The organism is Turicibacter sp. (assembly GCF_017941855.1).
In the GTDB taxonomy this organism is placed as follows: Bacteria; Bacillota_I; Bacilli_A; order MOL361; family Turicibacteraceae; genus Turicibacter; species Turicibacter sanguinis.
In genome coordinates this window covers 1-24,738 of record NZ_JAGAVR010000035.1, presented here as the reverse complement: position 1 = coordinate 24,738, position 24,738 = coordinate 1, and the positions used below count along the sequence as shown (strand labels likewise).

Below are 24,738 nucleotides of genomic sequence, written 5' to 3'. Positions count from 1 at the left end.
TCATGGAGGAAATGATAAAAAAGAAATAGAGATGGCCGAAATATTGCAAGGAAGAATGGGGGATTATTAAATGAAAACATTAGCCATGATTTTAGCCGGAGGACGAGGATCAAGACTTGATATTTTATCATTAGGAAGAGCTAAGCCTAGTGTTCCATTTGCAGGGAAATTCAGAATTATTGACTTCGTTTTGAGTAACTGCTCAAATTCAGAAATATATGATATTGGAATTTTAACTCAATACTTACCATTATCATTAAATGAACATATTGGGGTTGGACAAGCGTGGGATTTTGACCGTAAAAATACAGGGGTGACGCTATTACAACCATGTGAAGGATTGTCATCTGATGAATGGTATACTGGAACAGCAGATGCTGTTTATCAAAATATTAGCTATATTAAACGTAAAAATCCTGATTATGTGTTGATTTTATCGGGTGACCATATCTATAAAATGGATTATCGTCCTTTAATCGATCAACATATTAAAACGGGAGCAGATGTAACGGTCTGTGCTCAAGAAGTGGATATTAGAGAAGCCTCACGCTTTGGAATTTTAACAGATGATGAAAATGGACGCATTATTGAGTTTGAAGAAAAGCCAGCAGAGCCAAAAAGTAATTTAGCTTCAATGGGGATTTATGTGTTCACAACAGATGTTTTAATTAATACTTTACAAGAGTTGAAAAAAACAGGATTAGATTTTGGTGGTGATGTTATTCCTCACTTAATTCATCATGGAAATGTGTATTCTTATCGTTTTAATAGCTATTGGAAAGATGTAGGAACTTATGAGTCTTACTTGGAGTCAAACTTAGAATTAACAACAACGGTTGATAAAATTCAATTAGATATGTATGACAAAGATTGGGTTATTCATACAAGAAGTGAGGAAAAACCAACAGCTAAGTTTGGTTCAAAGGCGCAAGTATGCCAAAGTTTAATCTCTAATGGATCGATTATCGCAGGATCTGTTACAAAATGTGTTATTAGTCCAGGGGTACATATTCATCCAAATGCAATCGTTCGAAACAGTGTTATCATGAATGATACAGTGATTGAAGAGGGGTGTATCATTGATGGAGCGATCATTGATAAAAATGTTGTCATTGGAAAAGGTTCAATCATTGGACGAGGAAAAGTACATTGTCCAAATGAAGAAAAACCAAATGTTTTATCAAGTGGATTAAATGTTATTGGTAAGGGTGTATGTATTCCAGAAGGGACAATTATTGAACGAAATGTTCGTATTTTCCCTCATGCAGAAGCAAACGATTTTAATGAACAAATCATTACATGTGGTCGAACAATCCGTCCGTCTAAGGAGGCATAACTGGTGAAAGTAGCCTTTGTATCCTCTGAAGTATATCCGTTTATTAAAACGGGAGGATTAGCTGATGTTGCCTATGCCTTACCGAAAGCATTAGCTAAACTTGGACATGATGTTCGTGTCATTTTGCCAGCCTATAAGCAAATTCCTGAAGGATTACTTCAGGGAGCTTATTGGGTAACGAATGTAGAGTTAATGGGAAAAACGTTCTGGATTAACTGTGTTGAATCAGAAGGTGTTAAATATTATTTAATATTTGAACCACTTTTTTCAAATCGTGATTCAATTTATGAAAATGATGATCGTGATTATCAATTTGCGATGTTTTGTGAAATCACATTAAAATTATTAAAAAATATTAACTTTCAAGCAGATGTCATTCATACTAATGATTGGCAAACGGGATTAATTCCATTTTTTATGCATCAACGTTATTATGCAGATCCATTTTATTATGATACGAAAACACTTTATACCATTCATAATCTTCGTTTCCAAGGTATTTTCAGTTCTCAAGCAGTTCGTGCACTTGGGTATCGGTTTGATGATATTAGCATTAATTACATGCAACTTGGAATTCAATATGCGACGAAGGTTAATACAGTAAGTGAAACATATGCGAAAGAAATCCTTACTGATTTTTATGGAGAGCATTTAAATCATAATTTATGGATGAGAAAAGCGGATTTAAGTGGAATCGTCAATGGAATTGATGTGGATTTGTTTAATCCTGAGGTTGATTTATCACTGCGTAGTCAATATTCAGTTGAGACGCTTTATTTAAAAGCTGATAATAAAGAAGAGTTACAACGCCGCTTTGGAATGGAAGTTAATAAAGAAATGGCTTTAATTGGAGTGGTCACACGATTAGATTCTCAAAAAGGTTTGGATTTAATGGCCTGTGTGATGGAAGAAATGTTAATCCATGATCATGTTCAATTCTTTATTTTAGGATCGGGAGAGGCGAAGTATGAAGCATTTTTCCAATCTCTTCGCGATCGTTATCCGCAAAAGCTTGGGGTTTACTTTGGATATAATGCGGCACTTGCTAATTTAGTTTATGGAGCAAGTGATATGTTCTTAATGCCTTCTTTATATGAGCCATGTGGATTATCACAACTTATTTCACTTCGATACGGAACAGTTCCAATTGTTCGTGAAACAGGTGGATTGAATGATACGGTACACGCCTTTAATGAATTCACGAAAGAAGGAAATGGATTTAGTTTCACGAATTATAATGCGCACGATATGATGTATACCATCCGCCGAGCTTTAAGTTTTTATTATCAGGATAAAGAGACTTGGCAATTATTAATGAAACGTGGGATGACAGGGGATTATTCATGGGAACAATCCGCGCAGCGATACGTGGAATTATATCAGTCGATGTTTTAATAATAGGCATAGAAATGACTAGTTTTGAATTAGTGATTTCTATGCTTTTTTTATGTTTTGAGATTGATAAGGACTTCTAAAAAAGTAAAAACTAAAAAGTAAGAGAAAAAGATAAGATTATGGTAAAATATCATATATGGAAAAATGTCGAAATCTAATAAAAAGGTGATAAGCAATGTCAGTTGATAAAAATAAAATTGAAGAAGCAGTTAAGATGATTTTAGAGGCCATTGGGGAAAATCCAAGTCGTGAAGGGTTAATTGATACACCAGCACGTGTGGCTAGAATGTATGAAGAGGTTTTTTCAGGTTTACACGATGATCCCAAAAAACATTTACAAGTTTATTTCAGTGAAGAATATGATCAATATGTATTAGTCCAAGATATTGTGTTCCATTCGATGTGTGAGCATCATTTATTACCGTTTTTCGGGCGTGTGCATGTCGCGTATTATCCAGAAAATGATGCGGTTGTTGGATTAAGTAAAATTCCACGTGTCGTGGATATTGTGTCTAAACGCCCCCAATTACAGGAGCGTATGGGAAAACAAATTGGCGATGCTATTGTTGAAACCCTTCAATCTAAAGGGGTTATGGTTGTTATCGAAGCGGAACATATGTGTATGGTGATGAGAGGAATTAAAAAGCCAGGAGCTATTACAAAGACCATTTATAGTACAGGTGTGTTTAAAGAAGAGATCGCACTTCGTCAAGAAGTCTTAAATTTAATTAAAGGTTAAGAGGTGAGGTAGATGCGATATTTTACAAGTGGTGAATCACATGGTCCCCAATTAACGGCTATTATCGAAGGAATTCCAGCTGGACTTGAGTTAACAGCCGAGATGATTAATGAAGAGTTGAAAATTCGTCAAGGTGGATACGGACGTGGAGATCGAATGAAGATTGAAACAGATCGTGTTGAAATTGTCAGCGGAGTTAGACATGGTAGGACGCTTGGATCCCCCATTACGTTAATCATAAAAAATAAAGATAATAAAAATTGGGGCCAAACGATGTCAGTTGCTCCAATTGATGAACAGGATTATGAAATAAAAAAAGTGCCACGCCCTGGCCATGCCGATTTGGTGGGTGCGATTAAATATGGACATCGTGATTTACGTAATGTCCTTGAACGTTCATCAGCTCGTGAAACAGCAATTCGAGTTGCAGTTGGAGCGGTAGCTAAACAAGTTTTAAAAGCTCTTGAGATTGAAGTGGGGGCTCATGTTTTACAAATTGGGAACGTATCGGCAAATATAGAAGAGGTAACCGTTGAAAAGATTAAATTACAGGCAGTAAAGTCTTTAGTGCGCTGTCTTGATGTAGAAGCCTCACAGGCGATGTGTCAAGAAATTGATATAGCGAAATCAAAGGGAGATTCACTTGGAGGAGTGGTTCAGGTTCTCGTTGAAAATGTTCCAGCTGGAATTGGAAGTTATGTTCAATTTGATCGTAAATTAGATGCAAAGATAGCAGCAGCGGTGATGAGTGTTCAGTCGGTTAAAGGCGTTTACTTTGGAGATGCGATGATGGCTTCAAGTCACTTTGGAAGTCAGGTTCATGACCAAATTACTTACGATAACGGATATACCAGACAAACAAATCATTATGGTGGATTTGAAGGAGGTATGACCAATGGAATGCCACTTGTTATTCAGGCGATGATTAAACCAATTCCAACACTGTATCAACCCCTTCAATCCATTCATATTGAAACGAAAGCAGTTGAAGAAAGTATGATTGAACGCTCCGATACCTGTGTGGTTCCGGCGGCAGGTGTTGTTTTAGAAGCGGTGGTGGCTATTGAAGTTGCAACTGCTATAATAGACGAGTTTCAATCAAATCAAATGAGCCAACTAATCGATTCGATGAATGCTTATCGTGAATATGTGAGGTTATACTAATGCAAAAATTAATGATTCAAACGAAGCATTCCACGTATCCCATTTATGTCGGAGATTGTTTAGCCTCCTTAAATCCATTTATTCAAAAGGCGAGTCAAGTTGTGGTGATAACCGATCAAACGGTTTATGATCTTCACTACGCGCAACTGAAAGAGTATTTACCTTCTGAGTCCCCTGTTTTCGTGATAAAACCAGGCGAGTCTTCTAAATCTATATCAAATTATTATGAAATTCAGACGTTTTTAATTGAACATCAGGTCGATCGTCGTGGTTTAGTGTTAGCTTTTGGAGGGGGCGTTGTCGGAGATTTAGCTGGATTCGTCAGTGCGACTTACATGAGAGGGATTGATTTTATTCAAATCCCAACAACGCTATTGGCACACGATAGTGCGATTGGTGGAAAGGTTGCCATTAATCATGAGCTTGGTAAAAATTTAATTGGTGCATTTTATCCTCCTCTTGCCGTTATTTATCATCTTGATTTTTTAAAGACGTTAAGTGATAAAGAGTGGCGTAGTGGATTTGCTGAAATGCTGAAACATGGTTTTATTGCAAATGATGATTTACTAACAAAACTGATGAGTTATCCATCTCTTGAACCGTTAAAGCACCCTTCTTTTTCACCGATTTTAATTGACAGCCTAAAGGTGAAGCAAGTGATTGTAGAGGCTGATGAATTTGAAAAAGGACAACGTGCTTTTTTAAACTTTGGGCACACGTTTGGCCATGCTGTTGAACTGGTGTATCCATCCCTTTCTCATGGAGAAGCTGTCGCAATTGGGATGGCTTTTGCTCTTTTTGTAAGTCAGGAAAAACTATTCCTTCAAGTTGATTTGATGAAGTATTTAAACACATTAGTTAAATTAAATTATCCGATTTTATTAGAAGAAGAGAAGATTGAAACGTATTTAAACTATATGGATCATGATAAGAAAAATGATCGACAATTGATTCGATTTGTATTATTAGATGATAAACAGTCTCCATGCCTTGTTAGTTTGACGCGTGAAGAGACGAAACGATATGTTAAGCAGTTTTTAAAATGGATGAACGATAGGAGGTTATAAAGATGCGTTTAAGTGGAGAGTTACAAGTCGCAGGAGATAAATCGATTACGCATCGTGCTATTATTCTAAGTAGTTTAGCAACTGGACAAACTGTCATTCATGACCCGCTACTAGGGGCTGATTGTTTAAGCACGCTTGAAATTTTTAAACAGTTTGGGGTGACGTATCAATTAACGGCTAATCAATTAATCATCGATAGCCCAGGTGTAGATGGATTTACCTATTCAAATTCCATTCTTGATGCCGGAAATTCAGGAACGACTGCACGTTTATTGATGGGGGTGTTAAGCGCTCTTCCAACAACGCTAACGTTAGTTGGTGATGCTTCATTGTCAAAGCGCCCAATGAAACGTGTGACAAGTCCATTAAAACAAATGGGAGCTTGCATTGAATTAACACATGATCAGACGTTGCCAGCTACGATTAAAGGACAAAGTCTTAATGGAATTGAGTATGAATTACCAGTAGCAAGTGCTCAGGTGAAGTCAGCTATTATGTTAGCGGCTATGTTTGCAAGTGGAGAAACGAAAATCCATGAACCGGTTCCGACGCGTGATCATACGGAAAAAATGTTTGAAGATTTCCAAATTGTCTATAATAAGGAGAACCGTGTGATTACCTTAAGTGGGCCTCAGATGCCAAAAACGCCAGGCCAAGTCTTTGTTCCAGCTGATATTTCATCGGCGGCTTTCTTTATGGTAGCAGCCTTAATGGTTGAAGGCAGTGACCTTATCCTTAAAAATGTGGGTCTAAATGAAACTCGCTGTGGCATTGTGGATGTCCTCTTGCAAATGGGAGGACGTCTGACTATCCAAAATGAGCGTTATTTTGGTGGTGAGCGAGTGGCGGATATTCGAGTTCAGTATACGAAAGATTTAAAGGGGATTATCATTGAAGGTGAGATGATTCCTCGTTTAATTGATGAAATTCCGATCATCGCCTTACTGGCAACGAAAGCGATGGGACAAACCATCATTAAAGATGCAGAAGAATTAAAAGTAAAAGAGACGAATCGAATTGATGTGACGGTTGGAGAGTTAAAAGCCATTGGTGCCAACCTTTTCTCAACCGAAGATGGTATGGTTATTAACGGCGATATTAATCTGAGCTATCACCCTGCTTTAGTCTCAAGCCATGGTGATCACCGCATTGCAATGATGTTATATGTGGCATCATTATTGATGAAAAATGAGCTTGAAATAGAAGAGATGCAAGCGATGAATATTTCATATCCTGACTTTTTAGTGCATATGCAAAAAGTTTTAAAATAAGTGAGAATGATGTTGAAGATAGAAAAATAGAGGTGTTTTATATGACAATTGAAACGTTTATTGAATTATATGAAAAAGGACAAATAACAGAAGAAGTCGTTGAACAAATGCAACATTTTGCTTTTCATGCTAACGATGATGAAATTTTCTTAGTAGCACAAATTTTTGCGGCACTGGGACGTGTTTCAGCTGCGATTGAATTAGTAGAGCCATTAATTTCAAAATATCCGCATGAAACGAATTTAAGAACATTCCTAGCTGATTTATATTTAGATTTAGCGGAAGATGAAAAAGCATTAGATTTATTATCAGGAAGTGATGATGAGTCAGATGTGAGTGTTTTATTACTAGAGGCTGATATGTATATTGCTCAGGGGTTATTCGAAGTAGCCGAAGATAAATTAAAAAAAGCAATGACCTTAGAACCTAAAAATGATTTGATTAAATTAGCTTATGCAGAGTTTTATCATCATATCGGAGAATTCGAGCAGGCTTTAAATTTATATTTAGATTTAATTGAATGTGGCTTATCAGCTGAAATTAACGTGTATGATCGTTTAGCTACCTGCTATTCTCATATTGGTGAGTTTGAAAAAGCTTTAGAACAATTTGAGTTATCAGAAAAATATTTTGGAAAATTAAATACCGATCAACTATTTAATAAAGGGTTTTTAGCTTATCAATTAAATGATGAGGTTGAGGCAAAGAAAGTATTCCAAGAATTAAAAGAATTAGATCCTTCTTACGATACGATTTATCCGATTTTAGCTAAAATCTACTTAAAAGAAGAAGATTATGAAAAAGCATTAGAAATGGTTGCAGAAGGAATGACACATAATGAGTATAATGCGGAGCTATATTCGATTAAAGGAACAGCATTAGAAAAGTTAAAAGATTTTGAAGCCGCTCGTGATGCGTACTATGAGGCTTTAAATTTAGACCCTGAAGATTTAGAGTCAGCTCTAAGAAGCAACCGTATTTGTTTAATGTTAGAAGATTATGAGGAAGTGGTTCATAATATTAAACATTATGAAGAAAATGGATTATATGATGATCATTTTACTTGGGACTTAGCGATTGCTTATCTAGAGTTAGAAGAATATGATGAGGCAAAAGCGTGCTTTGAACAAGGAGCCGCATTATTTGCAGATAACGTTGAATTTTTATTTGATTATGCTCAGTTCTTAATTGAAGAAGGATTATCTAACGAAGCGATTAAGCTATTAGAACGTATTTTACAGTTAGACCCATCTGCAACACCAGCTCGCGAACTTCTAGAGAATTTGATGTAATAATTGTAAAAGAATTTACATAATCAAGACAGTTTGTCTTAAAAGAGGTATAATACATTCTAAATAAGATATTGATTGAGGTGATCAGTAATGTTTTTATATTATAGTCCGTATGGATATGGTGGGGGAATGTATATGGATTCTTCATACATCATTTATCTATTAATTGCGTTAATTGTCCCAATGCTCGCACAGGCTAAGTTAACGTCAACGTTTAATCACTACATTCGTGTCCGTAATTCATCTGGAATGACGGGAGCAGAAGTAGCGCGACGTATTTTAGATATGAATGGATTACAACATGTTCATTTAACAGAAGTGGGTGGTCGTTTGAGTGATCACTATGATCCAACTCGTAAAACGGTTCGTTTATCAAGTGATATTTATCGTGGAAACTCGATTGCTTCGGTTGCCGTAGCGGCACATGAGTGTGGACACGCCATTCAACATGCGAATGCCTATGCCCCGCTACAATTCCGTTCGGCAATGTTCCCACTGGTTAATTTCGCGAATAAATTTGGTTATATTGCCATCTTACTTGGATTTGTTTTAGGAAGAGGAAACTTCTTATTACTTGGAATTATCATGGTCGGAATCACTGTATTATTCCAACTCGTGACATTACCAGTTGAATTTAATGCCTCAGCTCGTGCTCTAACACAGTTAGGTGAATTAAATATTTTATATGGTAATGAAGAGAAAGCTGGGGCACGTAAAGTCTTAACGGCAGCAGCTTTAACGTATGTAGCGGGAGCTGTAGTTGCGATTGCCGAGTTATTACGTTTGATTATGATTTTTAATCAACGAAATAATGACTAATAAAAAAATCCTATCTTGATAGATAGGATTTTTTTTAGATATTAATCAAAGTATGGGATGCCATTTGAATCAAATGTGAAACCTTCTCCTAATGTTTCATAAACATGACTTACAGTTACGAAAGCTTGAGGATCAATTTTATAAATAAGTTCTTTTAAAGAAGATAACTCGCGTTTATTGATAATGGTCATGACAATGACTTTATCATTTTTATTATAAGTTCCCATCCCATGAATAAAGGTTGCCCCTCGGTTCATTTTAGTGTGAATGGCAGCTGCAATTTGTTCATAATTATTTGAAATAATGAGAACCTTGTGTCCAGCCTGGAAACCTTCTTGGAATTTTCCAATGATAATGGCAGCAATATAAAGCCCAATAATGGTATAAATGGCATTTGTAAATGATAAGAAAATAATAAGTGAAATCGTGATGACAATAGCATCAAAAGTGAACATTGTACGTGACATTGGAATGTCGAGTTTATCTTTTATAATTTTAGCAATAATGTCAACACCACCTGTTGTTCCACCCGCATTAAAGATAATCCCAAGTCCAGAACCCACAAAGACTCCCATTCCGATAGCAGCTAAAATCATATCATTTGGAAGTGGGGGGATAATATGTCCAATCATCTCAAAGATTCTTAGGAAAACAGACAGCATAACCGTTCCGAAAATCGTGAGCCAAAATCCTTTTTTACTGAACTGTTTGTATCCGATAATTAACATAGGTATATTCAAGAGTAGGTTTGAAACAGCCGTACTAATTCCAAAGACATGAAATAAAATAATTGTAATTCCTGTAAATCCACCTTCAGCCATGTGATTAGTGATGGCAAAATTTATAATTCCAAAAGCCATCAATGCGGTTCCTAAAGAAATCAATAGTAGTTGTTTTAATAATTTTTGTGACACGTTAGAACCTCCTAGAATATTTTACTATTAGTTATTATTATATCATGAATGGATGAATAAACTATAACGAATAGACAAATTTTGAGGTGAGATGATGAAAAAGATAGTAGTGGGTGGCTTAAATGGGAAAATGGGAAGCTTTCTTGTCGAAGCATTGAAGAATGAGGAAGATTTAAAGTTAGTAGCTGGTGTGAGTGAAGTAGAAGATTTAACGGGTGACATCCCCGTATATTCAGACCCTCAAAAAGTAATTAATGAAATTGAGTTTGATGTGTATGTTGATTTTACTGTCTATGAATTTGCAAAAATAGCGTCGGAACTCATGTTAAAATCAGGAAAATCGATTGTGATCGGAACGACTGGATTTAATAAAGCTGACGTCGATTATTTAAAAGATGTGGCCAGACAATATGGAGGGCGCGGAGTCATTGCCCCAAACTTTTCAATTGGTGCCATTTTAATTAATAAGTTTACGGAAATGTGTTCTCATTATTTTGATAATTTTGAAATTGTAGAATATCATCATATCAATAAAAAAGATAAACCATCAGGAACGGCAGTTTATTTAGCTAATACACTAGACTGTTCTTTGAAACGAAAGTTAGCCTCAACTCATGTGCATAGTATTCGAATGCCAGGGATTTTAGCGAAACATCAGGTGTTAATTAGTGATGATTATCAAACACTTGAGCTCATCCATCAATCCAATAGCCGCCATTCATTTGAAAAAGGAATTATTTTAGCCATTCGAAAAGTTGAAAACTTAAATGAACTGGTGTATGGATTACAACATTTAATTGATTAAGAAGATAAAAACCTCCTTAAAATAATAAAGGAGGTTTTTTATTGATTATCTTGTTTAATGTTAAGTATAATAAAAGGAGTATAATTAAATTGGAGTGTTAAAAATGAGTTTAATCCGTGTTGGAAAGGTTGTTTTGAACCGTTTGATAGAAAATGGATATGAAGCTTATTTTGTAGGTGGAATGGTTCGCGATCGATTGCTAGGTCGAGACATTTATGATATTGATATTACAACGTCCGCTAAACCTGATGTCGTCATTGGGTTATTTGAAAAGACGATTCAGACTGGAATTAAACATGGAACGGTGACCGTCATGATAGAAGGAATACCGGTTGAAGTCACAACTTTTCGTGTTGAAGAAGCATACGAAGACTTTAGAAGACCGAGTGAGGTTAGGTTTACGTCATCTCTAATAGAAGATTTAAAGCGTCGAGACTTTACGATGAATGCGATAGCAGAGTCAATTGATGGAACGCTTGAGGATCCCTTTCATGGACTTAAGGATTTAAGTAATCGTCAAATTAAGGCCGTAGGAGAGGCGAAGGAGCGCTTTATTGAAGATCCGTTACGAATGTTGCGCGGACTTCGTTTTATGTCAAAACTCGGCTTTGAGTTAGAGGATGAAACGTCTAAAGCAATAGGTGAAGTGGGCGCTTTAATTGAACACATCTCAAAAGAACGAATCAAAAAAGAAATTGAAGGGATGGTAAGTGGTGAGTTTTCATTAAAGGCATTTAATCTGCTAATCCATACCCCACTTTGTGACTCCATCACTTATTTTAAAGAACTGAAGCGATATTCAAGTTCTAACTTAGCAAGGCTAGAAGAGGGCGTTGAGTTATTTGCCTTAATTGGTTTAACAGTTGAGGAAATGGAAGACTATTTAAAAGCTTGGCCTTTTTCTAACGTTGAAAAACGTATGATTAAAGCGATTAGGGAGTGTTATGACAAACAGTTGCCCCCTCAGTATATTCAGTATAAATACAAAGAAGATTTAGCTCTCCATTATCATCGAATTCAGAATGTATTAAAACAATCAGTTGAAAAATTTGAGTTAAGAGAGCTACCGATTACTGATCGAAAAGAATTGGCGATTGAGGTAGCGGATATTATACAGTGGATTAATCACCCTAAAGGTCCATGGCTTAGTCAGCTACTTGAGGCGTTAGAGTTTGAAGTTGTAATGGGAACACTTGAAAATGAGGTCGTGAGTTTGCGAAACTATATTCAACAGTTAGGAGAAGGTTATGAAATCAAAAAATAGGTGGTTAAAACGATTTGTTTTATTAATAATTGTCCTAATTATTTCGGGATTTTTATTACTATTTTCTTATGTAATGGGACATGAAAAAAGTTTGATGAATTATCAGTCATCGCTTTCTAAGTTACCGGAGGTTGAGCAAGTGCTTGAAATTTCTGAGTATCAAGGGATTGATGCCTATTACGTGGCTAAAGTATTGCTAACGAATGAGACAGAGCAGTATTATTTTATTAAAGATAATGTCGTGGTTTATCAAGTCGAAATAAACAAGATTTTATCAACTGATGCCATTGTAAATAAAGCTTTATCGCTAACAGGTAGTGGGAAAGTGAAGCATTATTATTTAGGTTTTTTGGATGAAAATCCAATTTATGAAGTGTTAGTGACAACGTCTAAAGGTGAGGAATATGTGATTTTAAATGCTTTAGACGGAGAATTGATTTCGCATTTTATTATTGATTAGGAGTAGAAACATGATGTATGACTTATGGGAAAAAAAGCTGCTAGATTTTAATACATTATTGTTAACAATCTATAAAGAGCTTGAGTTAAATGAACAAGAATTTGTTTTTATTTGTTTGCTAGCTAATTTAATTCAAACGAATCCAGGTGGGTGGACCTTTGCCGACATTTCAAAACAGATGACGCTTGATGATGGCAGTTGTTCGCTATTATTTATCGGTCTTGTTGAACGTAAGTATATCTTGGTGAGTAGTAAAACAGATGAATTTGGAAAACGATTTGAAGAATATTCATTATCTCCTTTATTTACGCGTATTGAGAAGCATTTAAAACAGAAGAAAAATCAATCGAAGTCCACGCAACGAGAAGAGATTTTTACGTTGCTTGAGCAGGAGTTTGGAATTTTAAGCCCGCTTGATATAGAAACGATTCACATGTGGATGACAGAAGATAATTTTGATCCAGAACTGATTAAGTTAGCCATTTATGAGGTGAATGCGAATCAAATTAAATCAATTCGCTATATTGATAAAATTTTAATCGAGTGGAAAAAGAAAAATATTACAACCGTTGAGGAAGCTAAACGTCAGTTGATTCAGTTCAGACAACGTAAACAAAGTCCTATGGCAACGAATAATGAAGCTCCAGTAGTCGATCCTAATTTTTATTATGACTGGATGAATGAATAAAGAGGAAGTGAGCAAATGGTATCGAAGAAAAAAGCACTTGAAATCATTGATGTGATGGAAACATTATTTCCAGATGCGCACTGTGAATTAAATTTTAAAAATGAGTTTGAACTGGTATTAGCTGTTTTATTATCTGCCCAAACAACCGATAAAAGTGTTAATAAGCTAACTCAAACGTTATTTGAGAAATATAAATGTCCAGAAGATTATATCAAGGTTCCGTTAAGTGAGCTTGAGCAAGATGTTAAAACGATTGGATTATATCGAAATAAGGCGAAAAATATTCAAGCTTTGTCTCAAATCTTATTAGATAAATATGATGGAGTCGTTCCTTCGACATTTGAGGAACTCGTGAAACTACCAGGTGTTGGTCGAAAAACAGCCAATGTTGTTTTATCTGTTGGATTTGGAGTGCCACGTATAGCAGTAGATACACATGTTGAGCGTATCTCAAAGCGATTAGACTTTGCTAAAAAAGATGATACGGTCCTTGAAGTAGAAAATAGATTAATGAAGTTGATTCCAGAAAATAGATGGTCAAAAGCACACCATCTAATGATTTTCTTTGGTCGCTATCACTGCACGGCTAAGAATCCAAAATGTGAAACCTGTCCTTTGTTTGATGCATGTAAAGAAGGAAAAAAATTAATTAAAAAATAAAAAAGAGAAACGATTTAATCGTTTCTCTTTTTTTATTTAGTTAAAGAAGTTAAACAATGTTCTGATGAAACTAATCGTTTGGGCTCCTACTGGAGTTGCTCGCTCATCATCATCACCATCTCCATTTACGCCTGAATCTGGATTAATTGGATCCGGAATGACAGGCGTTTCTGGTGTTTCTGGTGTGGTACTAGCAGGTCCTTTTGAAACCGTGATGGTTAACGTTGAACCTGGTGTAATAGCAGATCCAATACCCGGATTTGAACCGATGAATCCACCACTTGCAATTGTTTCATGATTTTCTTGGTTGACTTTAATTGAAATCGAATTCAGAGTTCCCCAAGCTTGATATTTATTAATGAAGTCTGAATCTGACTGATAGTTTGGAACGACTAACTGGCTAGTAGCTACTTTGACATAAACGGTTGAACCAGGAGTTAATGTTCCACTGTTTGGAGAATTTGAAATGATAATTCCTTCAGCTACTGTTGTGCTTGGTTCGTCACTGAATGAAATATTAATTCCATTAGAACTTCCCCAAGATTCAGCTTGTGCTTTTGTCCAACCAGCCATATCTGGAATACTAACTGGTTTAAAGCAATTCTCACAGTCTACTGTGATACTGTTTGAATTATTACTTGCTAGAGCCCCGTAATTTTCATAACGTGCACGAATATAGAAATCTGTATAGTAAGACATTTCACCGTATCCAAGATCTTTTGTGAATGAATTATCACTTGTTGTTCCTAAGTGAACCTCATTGCCATCCATGTCTTTGGCATACACATCATAGACAGTTCCACCAATTGTATCTAATTGGAATTTCATCATGTAAAGTTGATCTTCTGGAACTTCAAGTTCTTTACAGCTACTTAACTTTGTACAGTTAGGTGTAATTGATTTATATTGACTGATTAAGCTATTGATATAGTTATAATCTAGCGTATAAGTTTTAATGTGTTCCCAAGATAATTGAAGTTGGCTTCCATTATAAGATCCTGTTAAGTTTTGTGGTGTAGCTAATTGTTCAAAACGCGTTGAATAAACAGATGGTTGACTACCTTTAGGGAATAATTCAGACGCTTTATAGGCATCCGGTGTTAAAGAAGAAGCTAATTGTACTTGTCCATCTTCTGCACCACTTTCCTTTTCAATTGTGACACTGACTACTGAATCAGGTCGAGTTGGTTCCACATATCCTGCTGGATTTAAATAAGACATCAGGTTTTTAAAGACATACCAAGGAGCTGATTGTTCGCTGTTTGAAATATAGTGTCCTTGGCTCGTATCGGTATAACCGGTCCAAATGGCTGCTGTGTATTCGCTTGAATATCCAACAAACCATGAGTCACGAATTGCATTGTCTGGCATTCCATATTTTTCACGAATTTCTTGTGGGAAGTTTGTTGTTCCTGTTTTACCTGATAAATACATACTTGTAACATTTGCCGTTTTCCCGGTTCCATCTGTCATAACCGTGTGTAACATATCCGTTATAATATAGGCTGTTTCAGGACTCATTGCTGTCTCAGATTTTTGATCGGCATAGATGGTTGTTCCGTCTGATAAGACGATTTTTTCAATGGTGATAGGTTCATTATATGTTCCACCATTACCAAACGCTGCGTAAGCACCTGCCATATCAAGAGGAGAGAATCCTGTTTCAACTCCACCAATCGCTGTTGATTCATTTAATGTATCTTCAACTGGCATTCCAAGTCCTTGCGCAAATTCGGCTACTTTTTTATCCCCAACTGCATTAAATGCTTTAACAGCTGGGACATTTAATGATTTATTTAAAGCATTACGAATTGTCATACGTCCTTGATACATGTGGTTGTAGTTATGAACCATGACATCACTACCATTTTGGTAGGCATAATGATCATCGTTAATGGTTGTTCCTGAACCCCATCCAAGATATTCAATGGCAGGACCATAAGCGAAAATTGGTTTTGCTGTTGAACCAGGTTGGCGCTGGATTTGTGTTGCTAAGTTAAACGTACGCTCACCCTCAGCACTTCCTCCCCCAATCGCTCTGATTTCTCCTGTTTTCGTATCCATGAATATAATTCCTGATTGTAAATCTTGTGGCCAAGTATAATATTGATTTGTATTTTGTAAATCATAAACAAATGCTTGGGCGTATGGGTCCATTGTTGTATAAATTTGAAGTCCTGAATAAGGATCTAAACCGTATTTTTCTTGAACTTCATTGATAACAACGTCAATAAATGACTGGTATTTTGTTTTATCATCGACACCGCTTGTTTGATAAGCCAACATATCAGTAATTGGTTTGGCAGCAGCTAGGGTTGCCATATCTTCAGTGATATATCCGTGTTTAACCATTAGTTTTAAAACGGTATTACGTCGAGTTTCACTTGCATCAGGATTGGTATCTGGTCGATAAACGTTTGGTAATTGGACAATACCTGCAAGCGTTGCAGCTTCTGATAATGTTAAATCACTTGCATCCTTACCAAAGTAGTATTCAGACGCTTTTTGAATTCCGTTTACACTTCCTCCAAAGGGCGAGAAGTTTAAGTAAGCTTCAATAATTTGCTCTTTTGTTAGTACTTTTTCAATTTGAATTGATAAGTAAATCTCTTTGATTTTACGATCAATACTTTTTTCACTAGTTAAGTGAGATTGTTTAATTAACTGTTGAGTTAAGGTACTAGCCCCTTGGTCAAAATCACCTGATTTTAAGTTTGTTATTAAAGCAACTAAAAAACGTTGCCAGTCTACACCGTGATGTTCAAAGAATTTTGAATCTTCTACAGAGACAATGGCATCAATTAAAACAGGAGAGATTTGGTCATAGGTTACCCACTCACGTTTTTGAACACCAAGTTCATCAATAACATTTCCATCTTTATCATAAATATAACTTGATTCTGTCGCATAGATTTTTGAAATATCTAATTCTGGAGCAGTTTCAATCGTTTTGAAAATGATGAAACCACCAATCATCATTGCTGCGATTCCCCCCAATAAGACAACCAATAGGAATCCTTTTAAAATCGTTCCAACCGATTGAAATAGGGTGAGAGAAAATTTTTGTGCACCTTTATTTTTGTTCATCAACGTCACCGCCTTTTATTTTTTATAAGAATAATTCTTCTACCACTTTTAAATAATCAATTCTTGGATACGCTCCTTCATTGATTAAGGTTGCATGCTCCAAAAACTCCTCACGTTTTATCGAACGTCTACTACCTAGTTTATATTGTTGCCAAAACTCGATGAGCTTTTCACCAGGAAGTAAATAAATTTCATTAAATTTAGAAAATTTGACAAGTAAAAAGACAATTCCCCCATGTTTTAAAACTTGAGCCATATGTTCTACCTGATGTGCGTGGAGATTTTGAAGAGGGAAAATAGTTATATTAGATGTTTCTTTTGCTTCAAAATCGATATAGTGTCCTTTGAAAATGCCGTTAAAATCTGTTGTTGACGGCGTTCTAAAATAGGCTTCTGTTATAACAGCAGCCGCACGTTTTGGATAGTTTACTTTAACAATTTGCACAGGTGTTGGTTTTTTATGAATGACCGCTTTATTTGTGGATAAATAATATTCATTTGAACGATTTAAATCATCTTCAAAAGACATTCCACGTTTTCCAAAAGTAATCGTTTTTTCACTTGAAGATTTAGAGATAACAGTTGATTTTTTTTTGTGGGGATAATTCACTGGGCTATACACCTCCTAATTGTATATCTTATCAAAAAAAAGGAAAAAAAGCTAATCTTACATAAGATTTCATATTAATATTGAAAGGAGTTTGGTAGATAAAATAAAAAAATAGAATTTATTTACAATTGACTTTTATTTTGAAATTTGCCATAATATAAAATGTAACATTCGGGTAATTGCAGTGTCTTATGACATTGAGGAAAGTCCATGCTCGCACAACCTGCGATGGTTGTAGTGATCGTGCCTAACCAAACAATAAGTTAGGGCAGTCAAATATGTGACTGACGGCTGGGAAAGCACCTAAGTCTTTGGATATGGTGTGATTACCTTTAAAAGTGCCACAGTGACGATAACTGTCGGAAACGGCAGAGTGGAACGGGTAAACCCCACGAGCGAGAAACCCAAATTTGGTAGGGGCACTTCTAAAGCGGAACTGAACGCGTATGGAAGGTAGAGAGTTATTCTCTACAGACAGATAATTACCACCTGAGTACGAGGAGGCATCCGTATGTAGTACAACGGTACAGAACATGGCTTACAGAATGTTATCTATGCATTTAATAAAAACACAGCACACAACAAGATTTGTTGTGTTTTTTTGTTTATAACAAAATATAAAATGTATGAATTATTTAAATTAACTAAACATATGAAAGATAAAGACAATCAATATAACTGGAAAAAACAAGATAAATTTGATAGTTTCGGTATAAAAATACTTATATTCACTTTTTAAATAAATATAGGTATGCTATTATTAATTTAGTTTGTTTTTATGGATGTTACGGGAGGTGTTGGAAATGGATTTTTCAAATAAAGAAAGTAATCAAAAATTAGCTGATTATTTGCGTGAACAACGTTTGAATCGAAGTTTAAATTTAGACGATGTCTCTGACAAAATAGGGGTTCCGATTCAACATTTAAAGAATATTGAAAGTGGCGATTTTTCAAGATTTGATGAGTTTTATTTAAAAATGTATATTAAAAAATATGCTAGTTTTTTATCTTTAAATGTAGATGAAATTTATCAATCTTTCTATGGTGAACAGATAAAACGAGAAGTTGAAGTTAAAATTAAAAAACAGAAGACAGAGAAGCGAACACGTAATTTTGGTCGCCTTGGTGGAATTGTTGCTACCATATTAGTGATTGGTTTAGGTGGGTATTTTGTGATCGACATGATTAAAGCGGCTTCAGAAAAACCAACCGAAGAAGTTGTGATTAAAAATCCAAACTCATCTGAATTGATTAATGAACCAACAAAAAATACAGAAAATGAAGAAAAAAAAGATGCAGAAATGGTAGAACCGGAAATTTCGTTACCAAAAACAACCATATCGAAAGTATCACAAAACAATCAATCAACGATTTATGATGTGATGTCTGAGGGTGAGCAATTAGATTTAAAAATGGTATTTAACAATGATTGTTGGTTAAATGCAACGATGAATAATCAAAGTATTATTCCTGGGGAAACTTATCGAACTAATGATGTCTTTGAGTATACGTTTACTAAAGATATGCTAACCAATAATGAGGGAGTTTTAGAATTTAATATCGGTAATGTAACCGGATTAGAGATGATGATTAATGGAGAGCTAGTTAGCATTGACGAGACGGTTCCTCATCAATACATTACACTAAATATGAAAGTAAAATAGGTGAAAGTTATGAATTTAGCAAATAAGTTGACACTATTACGTGTGATTTTAATTCCATTTTTTATTGTTTGTTTTTATATCCCAAATTTAGTTTTTAATGTTGTAAATCTAAATGATTATCAAATTCCATTTGCAAATATTTTAGCGTTAATTATCTTTTTAGTTGCCGCAATTACGGATTTTATTGATGGATATATTGCGCGTAAATATAATATGATTACAGATTTTGGGAAGTTTATGGATCCATTGGCAGATAAGTTATTAGTAACAGCCGCTTTATTAATGTTACTTGAAAATACATTAATTTCTGGTTGGGTTGTGTTTGTTATTTTAGCACGTGAATTTATTGTAACAGGGTTCAGAACCATTGCAGCTTCAAAAGGTGTTGTGATTGCAGCAGGATGGTTAGGGAAAATCAAAACAGTTGTTCAATTTATTATGATTTCAACGTTATTATTATTAAATTATCCATTTGAGTTATTAAATTTACCAGTGGATCAAATCTTTGTAGCCTTAGCTGTTATTTTAACCTTAGCTTCAGGGGTTGAGTATATTTACAAAAATCTTCATATTTTTGATGGGGCAAAATAAATATTTTTTTAAAAAAGCGAATTTTTGTTCGCTTTTTTGTTGCGCTAAAATAAAAAATAGTTTATTATTAAACTAAATTAAAGGAAATAGTCAACAAAATGGGTATGTTATAAGTAGATAAATAATGAAAGTGGAGGATTAAAATATATGAGTAATAATCGCGAAGCAGCTTTAATGCAGGCGCTTAAAAGTATTGAAAAGCAGTACGGAAAAGGATCTGTCATGAAGCTGGGTGAAAAAACAGATACAAGAATTGAAGTTGTTTCTTCAGGTTCATTAGCACTTGACTCTGCTTTAGGTGTTGGAGGTTATCCTCGAGGACGTGTTATTGAAATTTATGGACCAGAAAGTTCAGGGAAAACAACATTTGCGTTACATGCCATTGCAGAGGTACAAAAAAAAGGTGGAACAGCTGCGTTTATTGATGCAGAACATGCGTTGGATCCAGCTTATGCTGAAAAATTAGGAGTCGATACGGATGAATTATTAGTGTCGCAACCTGATACAGGTGAGCAGGCATTAGAAATTGCTGAAGCTTTAGTTCGAAGTGGAGCGATTGATATTTTAGTTATTGACTCAGTTGCCGCTTTAGTACCACGTGCTGAAATTGAAGGTGAGATGGGTGATTCACACGTCGGATTACAAGCACGATTAATGTCTCAGGCACTGCGTAAATTATCAGGTGCGATTAACACGACCAAAACCATCGCTATTTTCATTAATCAAATCCGTGAAAAAGTGGGGATTATGTTTGGTAACCCTGAAGTAACACCAGGGGGGCGTGCCTTAAAATTCTATTCAACGATTCGTCTTGAAGTACGTCGTGGAGAACAAATCAAGTTAGGAACAGATATTGTTGGAAACGTTGCGAAAATTAAAGTCGTGAAAAATAAAGTTGCTCCACCTTTTAAAACAGTTGAAGTAGATGTCATGTATGGTGAAGGGGTTTCTAAACAAGGAGAGATTCTTGATTTAGCTGTTGAATATAATATCATTGAGAAGAGTGGTTCTTGGTACTCATATAACGGTGAGAAATTAGGACAAGGACGTGAAAATGCTAAATTGTTCTTAAAAGAGAATCCATTTGTGATGGAAGAAGTAGCCGAATTAATTCGTGCTGAATTAAATATTGCAACAGATACGGTGCAAAATACTGGTTTAGATTTAAATTTTGATGAAGAATAAAAATAAAAAGAAGCGTTTATTATAAACGCTTCTTTTTTGTATAAAAAAGTAATAAATAGTAGAAAATAAGGAAGATTTGTAAAACAAATTCACCTTTTTAAGAAGATAAGAAAAATTAGGAAACAGTTTTTGTTTGTTTGTTGTGGAATTCTTGACATGTTATTACAATAATATTAAAATAAATAATGTAGTATTATATCGTAATACTAATTATCTTCAAACTATAGAACCGTTTAGTAGATCTATGGCGGATAATTTGATATTAATTAATTGGAGGTGCGCATATGCTAGAAATTATCATCTCCATTTTGCTAGTAGGGATAGGGTTAGTTATTGGGAATTTTAGAGGAAAGAAAGTCTATCAAGCTGAGATGGAACGAGCTGAACAATCGGCAGGACATATCATCTCAAAAGCAGAAAAAGAAGCTGAATCAAAAAAGAAAGAAGCGCTTTTAGAAACTAAGGAGGAAGTTCAAAAACTTAAAGTTGATGCAGAGCGCGACATTAAGGAAAAGAAAACGGAACTTGTTCGTTTAGAAGAACGTTTAGTACAACGAGAAGAAACAATAGATCGTCGAATTTTAAACTTAGAAAAACGTGAGATTGCTCTTGAAAAGAAAGATGAAGCTATAGCAGAAAAACAACTCGAACTAAAAGAACTAGAAAGCAAAGTGGAAGAAACTTTAGAAGAACAACGTCAAAAATTAGTTGAAATTTCGGGCTTAACAACAGATGGAGCACGAGAAATCATCTTTAGACGTGTAGAAGATGAAATGTCTCATGAAGTAGCGAAGTACATTAAAGAAGAAGAAGAAAAAGCTCGTTTAGAGGCTGATAAAAAAGCTAAAGAGTTAATTGTACTGGCTATTCAAAAATATGCATCAGAACAGACAAGTGACTATAGTGTCAATGTTGTTAACTTACCAAGTGATGAAATGAAAGGTCGAATCATTGGTCGTGAAGGTCGAAATATACGTACGATTGAATCATTAACGGGGGTAGATTTAATCATTGATGATACACCAGAAGCGGTCGTTTTATCATGTTTTGATCCAATTCGTCGTGAAGTGGCTCGTATTACATTAGAGACACTTGTTCAAGATGGAAGAATTCATCCTGCACGTATCGAAGAAATTGTTGAAAAAACACGTCGTGAAGTCGATTTACGCATCCGAGAATACGGTGAAAATGCTGTATTTGAAGTTGGAATCGGGAAAGTTCATCCTGATTTAATGAAAATTTTAGGACGTTTAAATTACCGTACAAGTTACGGACAAAATGTATTGAAACACTCTATGGAAGTTGCCTTCTTATCGGGTATTATTGCAGCTGAATTAGGTGAAGATGTAAAGCTTGCTAAACGTGCTGGTTTATTGCATGACATCGGAAAAGCAGTGGATCATGAGGTAGAAGGAAGCCACGTAGAGATTGGAATTGAATTAGCAACAAGATATCGTGAACACCCAGTTGTTATAGATGGAATTGCATCGCATCATGGTGATGTAGAACCGAAGAGTTTAATTGCAGTTATTGTTGCTGCAGCGGATACTTTATCTGCTGCTCGTCCAGGAGCACGTAGTGAATCCCTTGAAAATTATGTTAAACGTTTAGAACAACTTGAAAATATCGCTTGTCGATTTGAAGGGGTTGAAAAGGCGTTTGCCATTCAAGCAGGTCGTGAAGTACGTGTGGCTGTTATTCCTGAACAATTAGATGATGTTCAAGCTCATCAAGTTGCGCGCGAAATTCGTCAAACAATCGAAAATGAACTAGAATATCCAGGAAATATTAAAATTACGGTAATTCGAGAAACTCGAGCTGTTGAAACAGCTAGATAATTGTTCATATGATGGATTTAAAAGCTATTGATGCTGTCGTATCAATAGCTTTTTAATGTTAAAAAAATATTGCTACAAGATGCTACAAGAAAGGCTGATATCATGAAAATTTTATTTATCGGAGATATTTACGGAACACTTGGTCGTCAAATGATTCAAGAAAACTTACCAAAAATTAAAGAAATGTATAAGCCACACATTATTATTGCGAATGGAGAAAATATTTCTCACGGAAAAGGAATTAACGAGAAATACTATAAGTTTTTACTAGAACAAGGTGTCAATGCTGTGACGCTTGGTAATCATACGTGGGATAATCGTTCTATTTTTGATTTTATTGATGAAGCAGATAAATTAGTTCGTCCAGGGAACTTCCCAGCGTCTAATCCAGGTAAAGGATTAACATTTATTAAATTTAATTCATTAGAGGTTGCCGTTATTTCAGTTCAAGGAAGAACATTTATGCCAATGATTAATTGTCCATTTTTAGCCATTGATGAATTAATTAAAGAAGCGCAAAAGCGTACGAATATTATTTTTGTTGATTTTCATGCAGAAGCAACAAGTGAGAAAGTAGCACTAGGTTATTATGTAGATGGACGTGTTAGTGCTTGCGTGGGAACACATACACATGTTCCAACAGCAGATGAACGCATATTAACAAAAGGAACTGCATATATTACAGATGTTGGGATGACAGGACCGCTTGATGGGGTAATCGGAGTTGAGCGTGAGAATGTTATTAATAAGTTTATTGAAGGCTTACCAATCCGTTTTAATGCAGTTGAACAAGGTTCAGCGCAGTTAAATGCTGTTTTAATTGAAGTAAATGATAAAACGGGGAAAGCATCATCAATTAAACGTATTAATCTCAAGAAAGAATCAAGTCTTTAAAAAGTAGTCATGTATCGGGATGAGGGTGCATAAACTTACTGTGTAAAACAAAAAAAGAGGGGGACTAGTATGGAAGTATTAAAAGTATCATCTAAATCTAATCCTAATTCAGTTGCGGGGGCTTTAGCTAATGCATTTCGTGAAAGAGGCTTAGTTGAGATTCAAGCAATTGGGGCAGGAGCATTAAATCAAGCAGTAAAAGCTATTGCTATTGCTAGAGGATATGTAGCACCAACAGGGAAAGATTTAATTTGTATTCCGGCGTTTACAGATATCTTAATTGATGGAGAAGAACGTACGGCAATTAAACTGATTGTTGAATCAAGACAATAAATTTTAAAAATAAAAAAACTAGTGAAATCATACATCGGTTTCAGTTTTGGGAGAGTTTTTATAGAATTACATGAATTTTTACTTCCCAAATTACAATTAAATTCTCTATAGTTTTTCTAATAAAATAACATTGAGAATTTAAAATCAAAATTCAATATTAAAACAACTTAAAAATGCAGGTTAACTACCTGCATTTTTTTTATCTTTTTTTAAAACGCTGTGTTTTAGAGAAGTGTTGATATTTTATACAGAAATTGCATAACTCACTCCTTAATTATCCATTATAATAGTAATGGAACAAATGTTTGAGGAGTTGGATTCATGCCAAAGTCACTAATTTTAAAACTTTTACATAGGGTAGCACCAAGTGATTTACCGGAAATCTTGGTTGAAGTTGAAAAAGGAATCTTTAAATCTGATTTATCTAAACTTCAAAATGAGATTCAAGAAACCAGATATTCATCGGGGCAGTATAAATGTCCTTTTTGTGGTGATGACCATATTGTAAAAAATGGTAAATTTAAAGGAAACCAACGCTATCTTTGTCGTAATTGTCGTAAATCGTTCAGCCAACAAACTCAAACACCAACTGCTTATTCAAAGAAAAAAACAAAGGTATGGATTGATTATATTGAATGCATGATTAAGGGATATAGCTTACG

23 protein-coding genes and 1 other RNA gene are annotated in these 24,738 nt (G+C 35.1%); 21 read left to right on the top strand and 3 right to left on the bottom strand.

What is annotated here, in order from left to right; all coding sequences use genetic code 11:
- Window positions 1–70 precede the first annotated feature (70 nt).
- The 8 genes from J6D32_RS05630 to J6D32_RS05595 all read left to right on the top strand — a co-directional run bounded on the left by J6D32_RS05630 (window position 71) and on the right by J6D32_RS05595 (window position 9,083).
- Entirely contained in the window at window positions 71–1,336 is a 1,266-nt protein-coding gene (locus J6D32_RS05630) for a glucose-1-phosphate adenylyltransferase (RefSeq protein WP_006785699.1), read from the top strand.
- Between the two features lie 3 nt (window positions 1,337–1,339).
- Complete coding sequence (locus tag J6D32_RS05625; RefSeq protein WP_006785700.1) at window positions 1,340–2,731, top strand: glycogen synthase; 1,392 nt, start codon at window positions 1,340–1,342, stop codon at window positions 2,729–2,731.
- A 175-nt stretch (window positions 2,732–2,906) separates the two neighbouring features.
- Entirely contained in the window at window positions 2,907–3,470 is a 564-nt protein-coding gene (gene folE, locus J6D32_RS05620; RefSeq protein WP_006785701.1) for a GTP cyclohydrolase I FolE, read from the top strand.
- 12 nt (window positions 3,471–3,482) lie between these two features.
- The gene (gene aroC, locus J6D32_RS05615; RefSeq protein WP_006785702.1) at window positions 3,483–4,634 is read left to right on the top strand and encodes a chorismate synthase; all 1,152 of its coding nucleotides are present in this window, start codon (window positions 3,483–3,485) and stop codon (window positions 4,632–4,634) included.
- Window positions 4,634–5,701 carry a 3-dehydroquinate synthase gene (aroB, locus tag J6D32_RS05610; RefSeq protein ID WP_006785703.1) on the top strand — a complete coding sequence of 356 codons (1,068 nt, stop codon included), beginning with the start codon at window positions 4,634–4,636 and terminating at the stop codon, window positions 5,699–5,701. Before aroC ends, aroB begins: the two co-directional genes overlap by 1 nt.
- A gap of 2 nt (window positions 5,702–5,703) precedes the next feature.
- On the top strand, window positions 5,704–6,972 hold the full coding sequence (gene aroA, locus J6D32_RS05605; protein WP_009607412.1) for a 3-phosphoshikimate 1-carboxyvinyltransferase: 1,269 nt from the start codon (window positions 5,704–5,706) through the stop codon (window positions 6,970–6,972).
- 41 nt (window positions 6,973–7,013) lie between these two features.
- Complete coding sequence (locus tag J6D32_RS05600; protein WP_006785705.1) at window positions 7,014–8,264, top strand: tetratricopeptide repeat protein; 1,251 nt, start codon at window positions 7,014–7,016, stop codon at window positions 8,262–8,264.
- 90 nt (window positions 8,265–8,354) lie between these two features.
- A complete protein-coding gene (locus J6D32_RS05595) occupies window positions 8,355–9,083 on the top strand; it encodes a zinc metallopeptidase (RefSeq protein WP_006785706.1) in 729 nt (242 codons plus the stop codon).
- Between the two features lie 41 nt (window positions 9,084–9,124).
- Here the strand turns inward: J6D32_RS05595 and J6D32_RS05590 are convergent, their stop codons facing one another.
- Window positions 9,125–9,997 (bottom strand): YitT family protein, encoded by an 873-nt coding sequence (locus tag J6D32_RS05590; protein WP_006785415.1) that lies wholly within the window; start codon window positions 9,995–9,997, stop codon window positions 9,125–9,127.
- Between the two features lie 94 nt (window positions 9,998–10,091).
- On the opposite strand from J6D32_RS05590, the gene dapB reads away from it, so the two are divergent.
- The 5 genes from dapB (at window position 10,092) to nth (ending at window position 13,874) form a co-directional block, all read left to right on the top strand.
- Entirely contained in the window at window positions 10,092–10,802 is a 711-nt protein-coding gene (gene dapB / locus J6D32_RS05585; RefSeq protein ID WP_006785416.1) for a 4-hydroxy-tetrahydrodipicolinate reductase, read from the top strand.
- Window positions 10,803–10,905: 103 nt separating this feature from the next.
- Complete coding sequence (locus J6D32_RS05580) at window positions 10,906–12,066, top strand: CCA tRNA nucleotidyltransferase (protein ID WP_132942662.1); 1,161 nt, start codon at window positions 10,906–10,908, stop codon at window positions 12,064–12,066.
- Entirely contained in the window at window positions 12,050–12,526 is a 477-nt protein-coding gene (locus J6D32_RS05575) for a hypothetical protein (protein WP_009607331.1), read from the top strand. Before J6D32_RS05580 ends, J6D32_RS05575 begins: the two co-directional genes overlap by 17 nt.
- A gap of 10 nt (window positions 12,527–12,536) precedes the next feature.
- Entirely contained in the window at window positions 12,537–13,214 is a 678-nt protein-coding gene (locus J6D32_RS05570; protein WP_006785419.1) for a DnaD domain-containing protein, read from the top strand.
- A gap of 15 nt (window positions 13,215–13,229) precedes the next feature.
- Window positions 13,230–13,874 (top strand): endonuclease III, encoded by a 645-nt coding sequence (nth, locus tag J6D32_RS05565; RefSeq protein WP_006785420.1) that lies wholly within the window; start codon window positions 13,230–13,232, stop codon window positions 13,872–13,874.
- A 36-nt stretch (window positions 13,875–13,910) separates the two neighbouring features.
- Here nth and J6D32_RS05560 read toward each other — a convergent pair whose 3' ends face one another.
- Window positions 13,911–16,961, bottom strand: coding sequence for a PBP1A family penicillin-binding protein (locus tag J6D32_RS05560; RefSeq protein ID WP_155062251.1), 3,051 nt, complete (start codon window positions 16,959–16,961; stop codon window positions 13,911–13,913).
- Between the two features lie 22 nt (window positions 16,962–16,983).
- Window positions 16,984–17,571, bottom strand: coding sequence for a Holliday junction resolvase RecU (recU, locus tag J6D32_RS05555; protein WP_006785422.1), 588 nt, complete (start codon window positions 17,569–17,571; stop codon window positions 16,984–16,986).
- Window positions 17,572–17,738: 167 nt separating this feature from the next.
- Here recU and rnpB point away from each other — a divergent pair.
- The 8 genes from rnpB to J6D32_RS05515 all read left to right on the top strand — a co-directional run.
- An RNA gene (gene rnpB / locus J6D32_RS05550) (RNase P RNA component class B) lies at window positions 17,739–18,117 on the top strand.
- 257 nt (window positions 18,118–18,374) lie between these two features.
- Window positions 18,375–19,235, top strand: coding sequence for a helix-turn-helix domain-containing protein (locus J6D32_RS05545; protein WP_006785423.1), 861 nt, complete (start codon window positions 18,375–18,377; stop codon window positions 19,233–19,235).
- Between the two features lie 9 nt (window positions 19,236–19,244).
- Window positions 19,245–19,826 carry a CDP-diacylglycerol--glycerol-3-phosphate 3-phosphatidyltransferase gene (gene pgsA / locus J6D32_RS05540; protein WP_006785424.1) on the top strand — a complete coding sequence of 194 codons (582 nt, stop codon included), beginning with the start codon at window positions 19,245–19,247 and terminating at the stop codon, window positions 19,824–19,826.
- A 147-nt stretch (window positions 19,827–19,973) separates the two neighbouring features.
- Window positions 19,974–21,011, top strand: coding sequence for a recombinase RecA (gene recA / locus J6D32_RS05535; RefSeq protein WP_006785425.1), 1,038 nt, complete (start codon window positions 19,974–19,976; stop codon window positions 21,009–21,011).
- Window positions 21,012–21,295: 284 nt separating this feature from the next.
- Window positions 21,296–22,849, top strand: coding sequence for a ribonuclease Y (gene rny / locus J6D32_RS05530; protein ID WP_006785426.1), 1,554 nt, complete (start codon window positions 21,296–21,298; stop codon window positions 22,847–22,849).
- Window positions 22,850–22,951: 102 nt separating this feature from the next.
- Complete coding sequence (locus J6D32_RS05525; RefSeq protein WP_006785427.1) at window positions 22,952–23,743, top strand: TIGR00282 family metallophosphoesterase; 792 nt, start codon at window positions 22,952–22,954, stop codon at window positions 23,741–23,743.
- A 69-nt stretch (window positions 23,744–23,812) separates the two neighbouring features.
- Window positions 23,813–24,076 (top strand): stage V sporulation protein S, encoded by a 264-nt coding sequence (locus J6D32_RS05520; RefSeq protein WP_006785428.1) that lies wholly within the window; start codon window positions 23,813–23,815, stop codon window positions 24,074–24,076.
- A gap of 321 nt (window positions 24,077–24,397) precedes the next feature.
- Window positions 24,398–24,738, top strand: a 341-nt coding sequence (locus J6D32_RS05515; RefSeq protein WP_503004030.1) for a transposase, incomplete at its 3' end; no start/stop codon positions are given.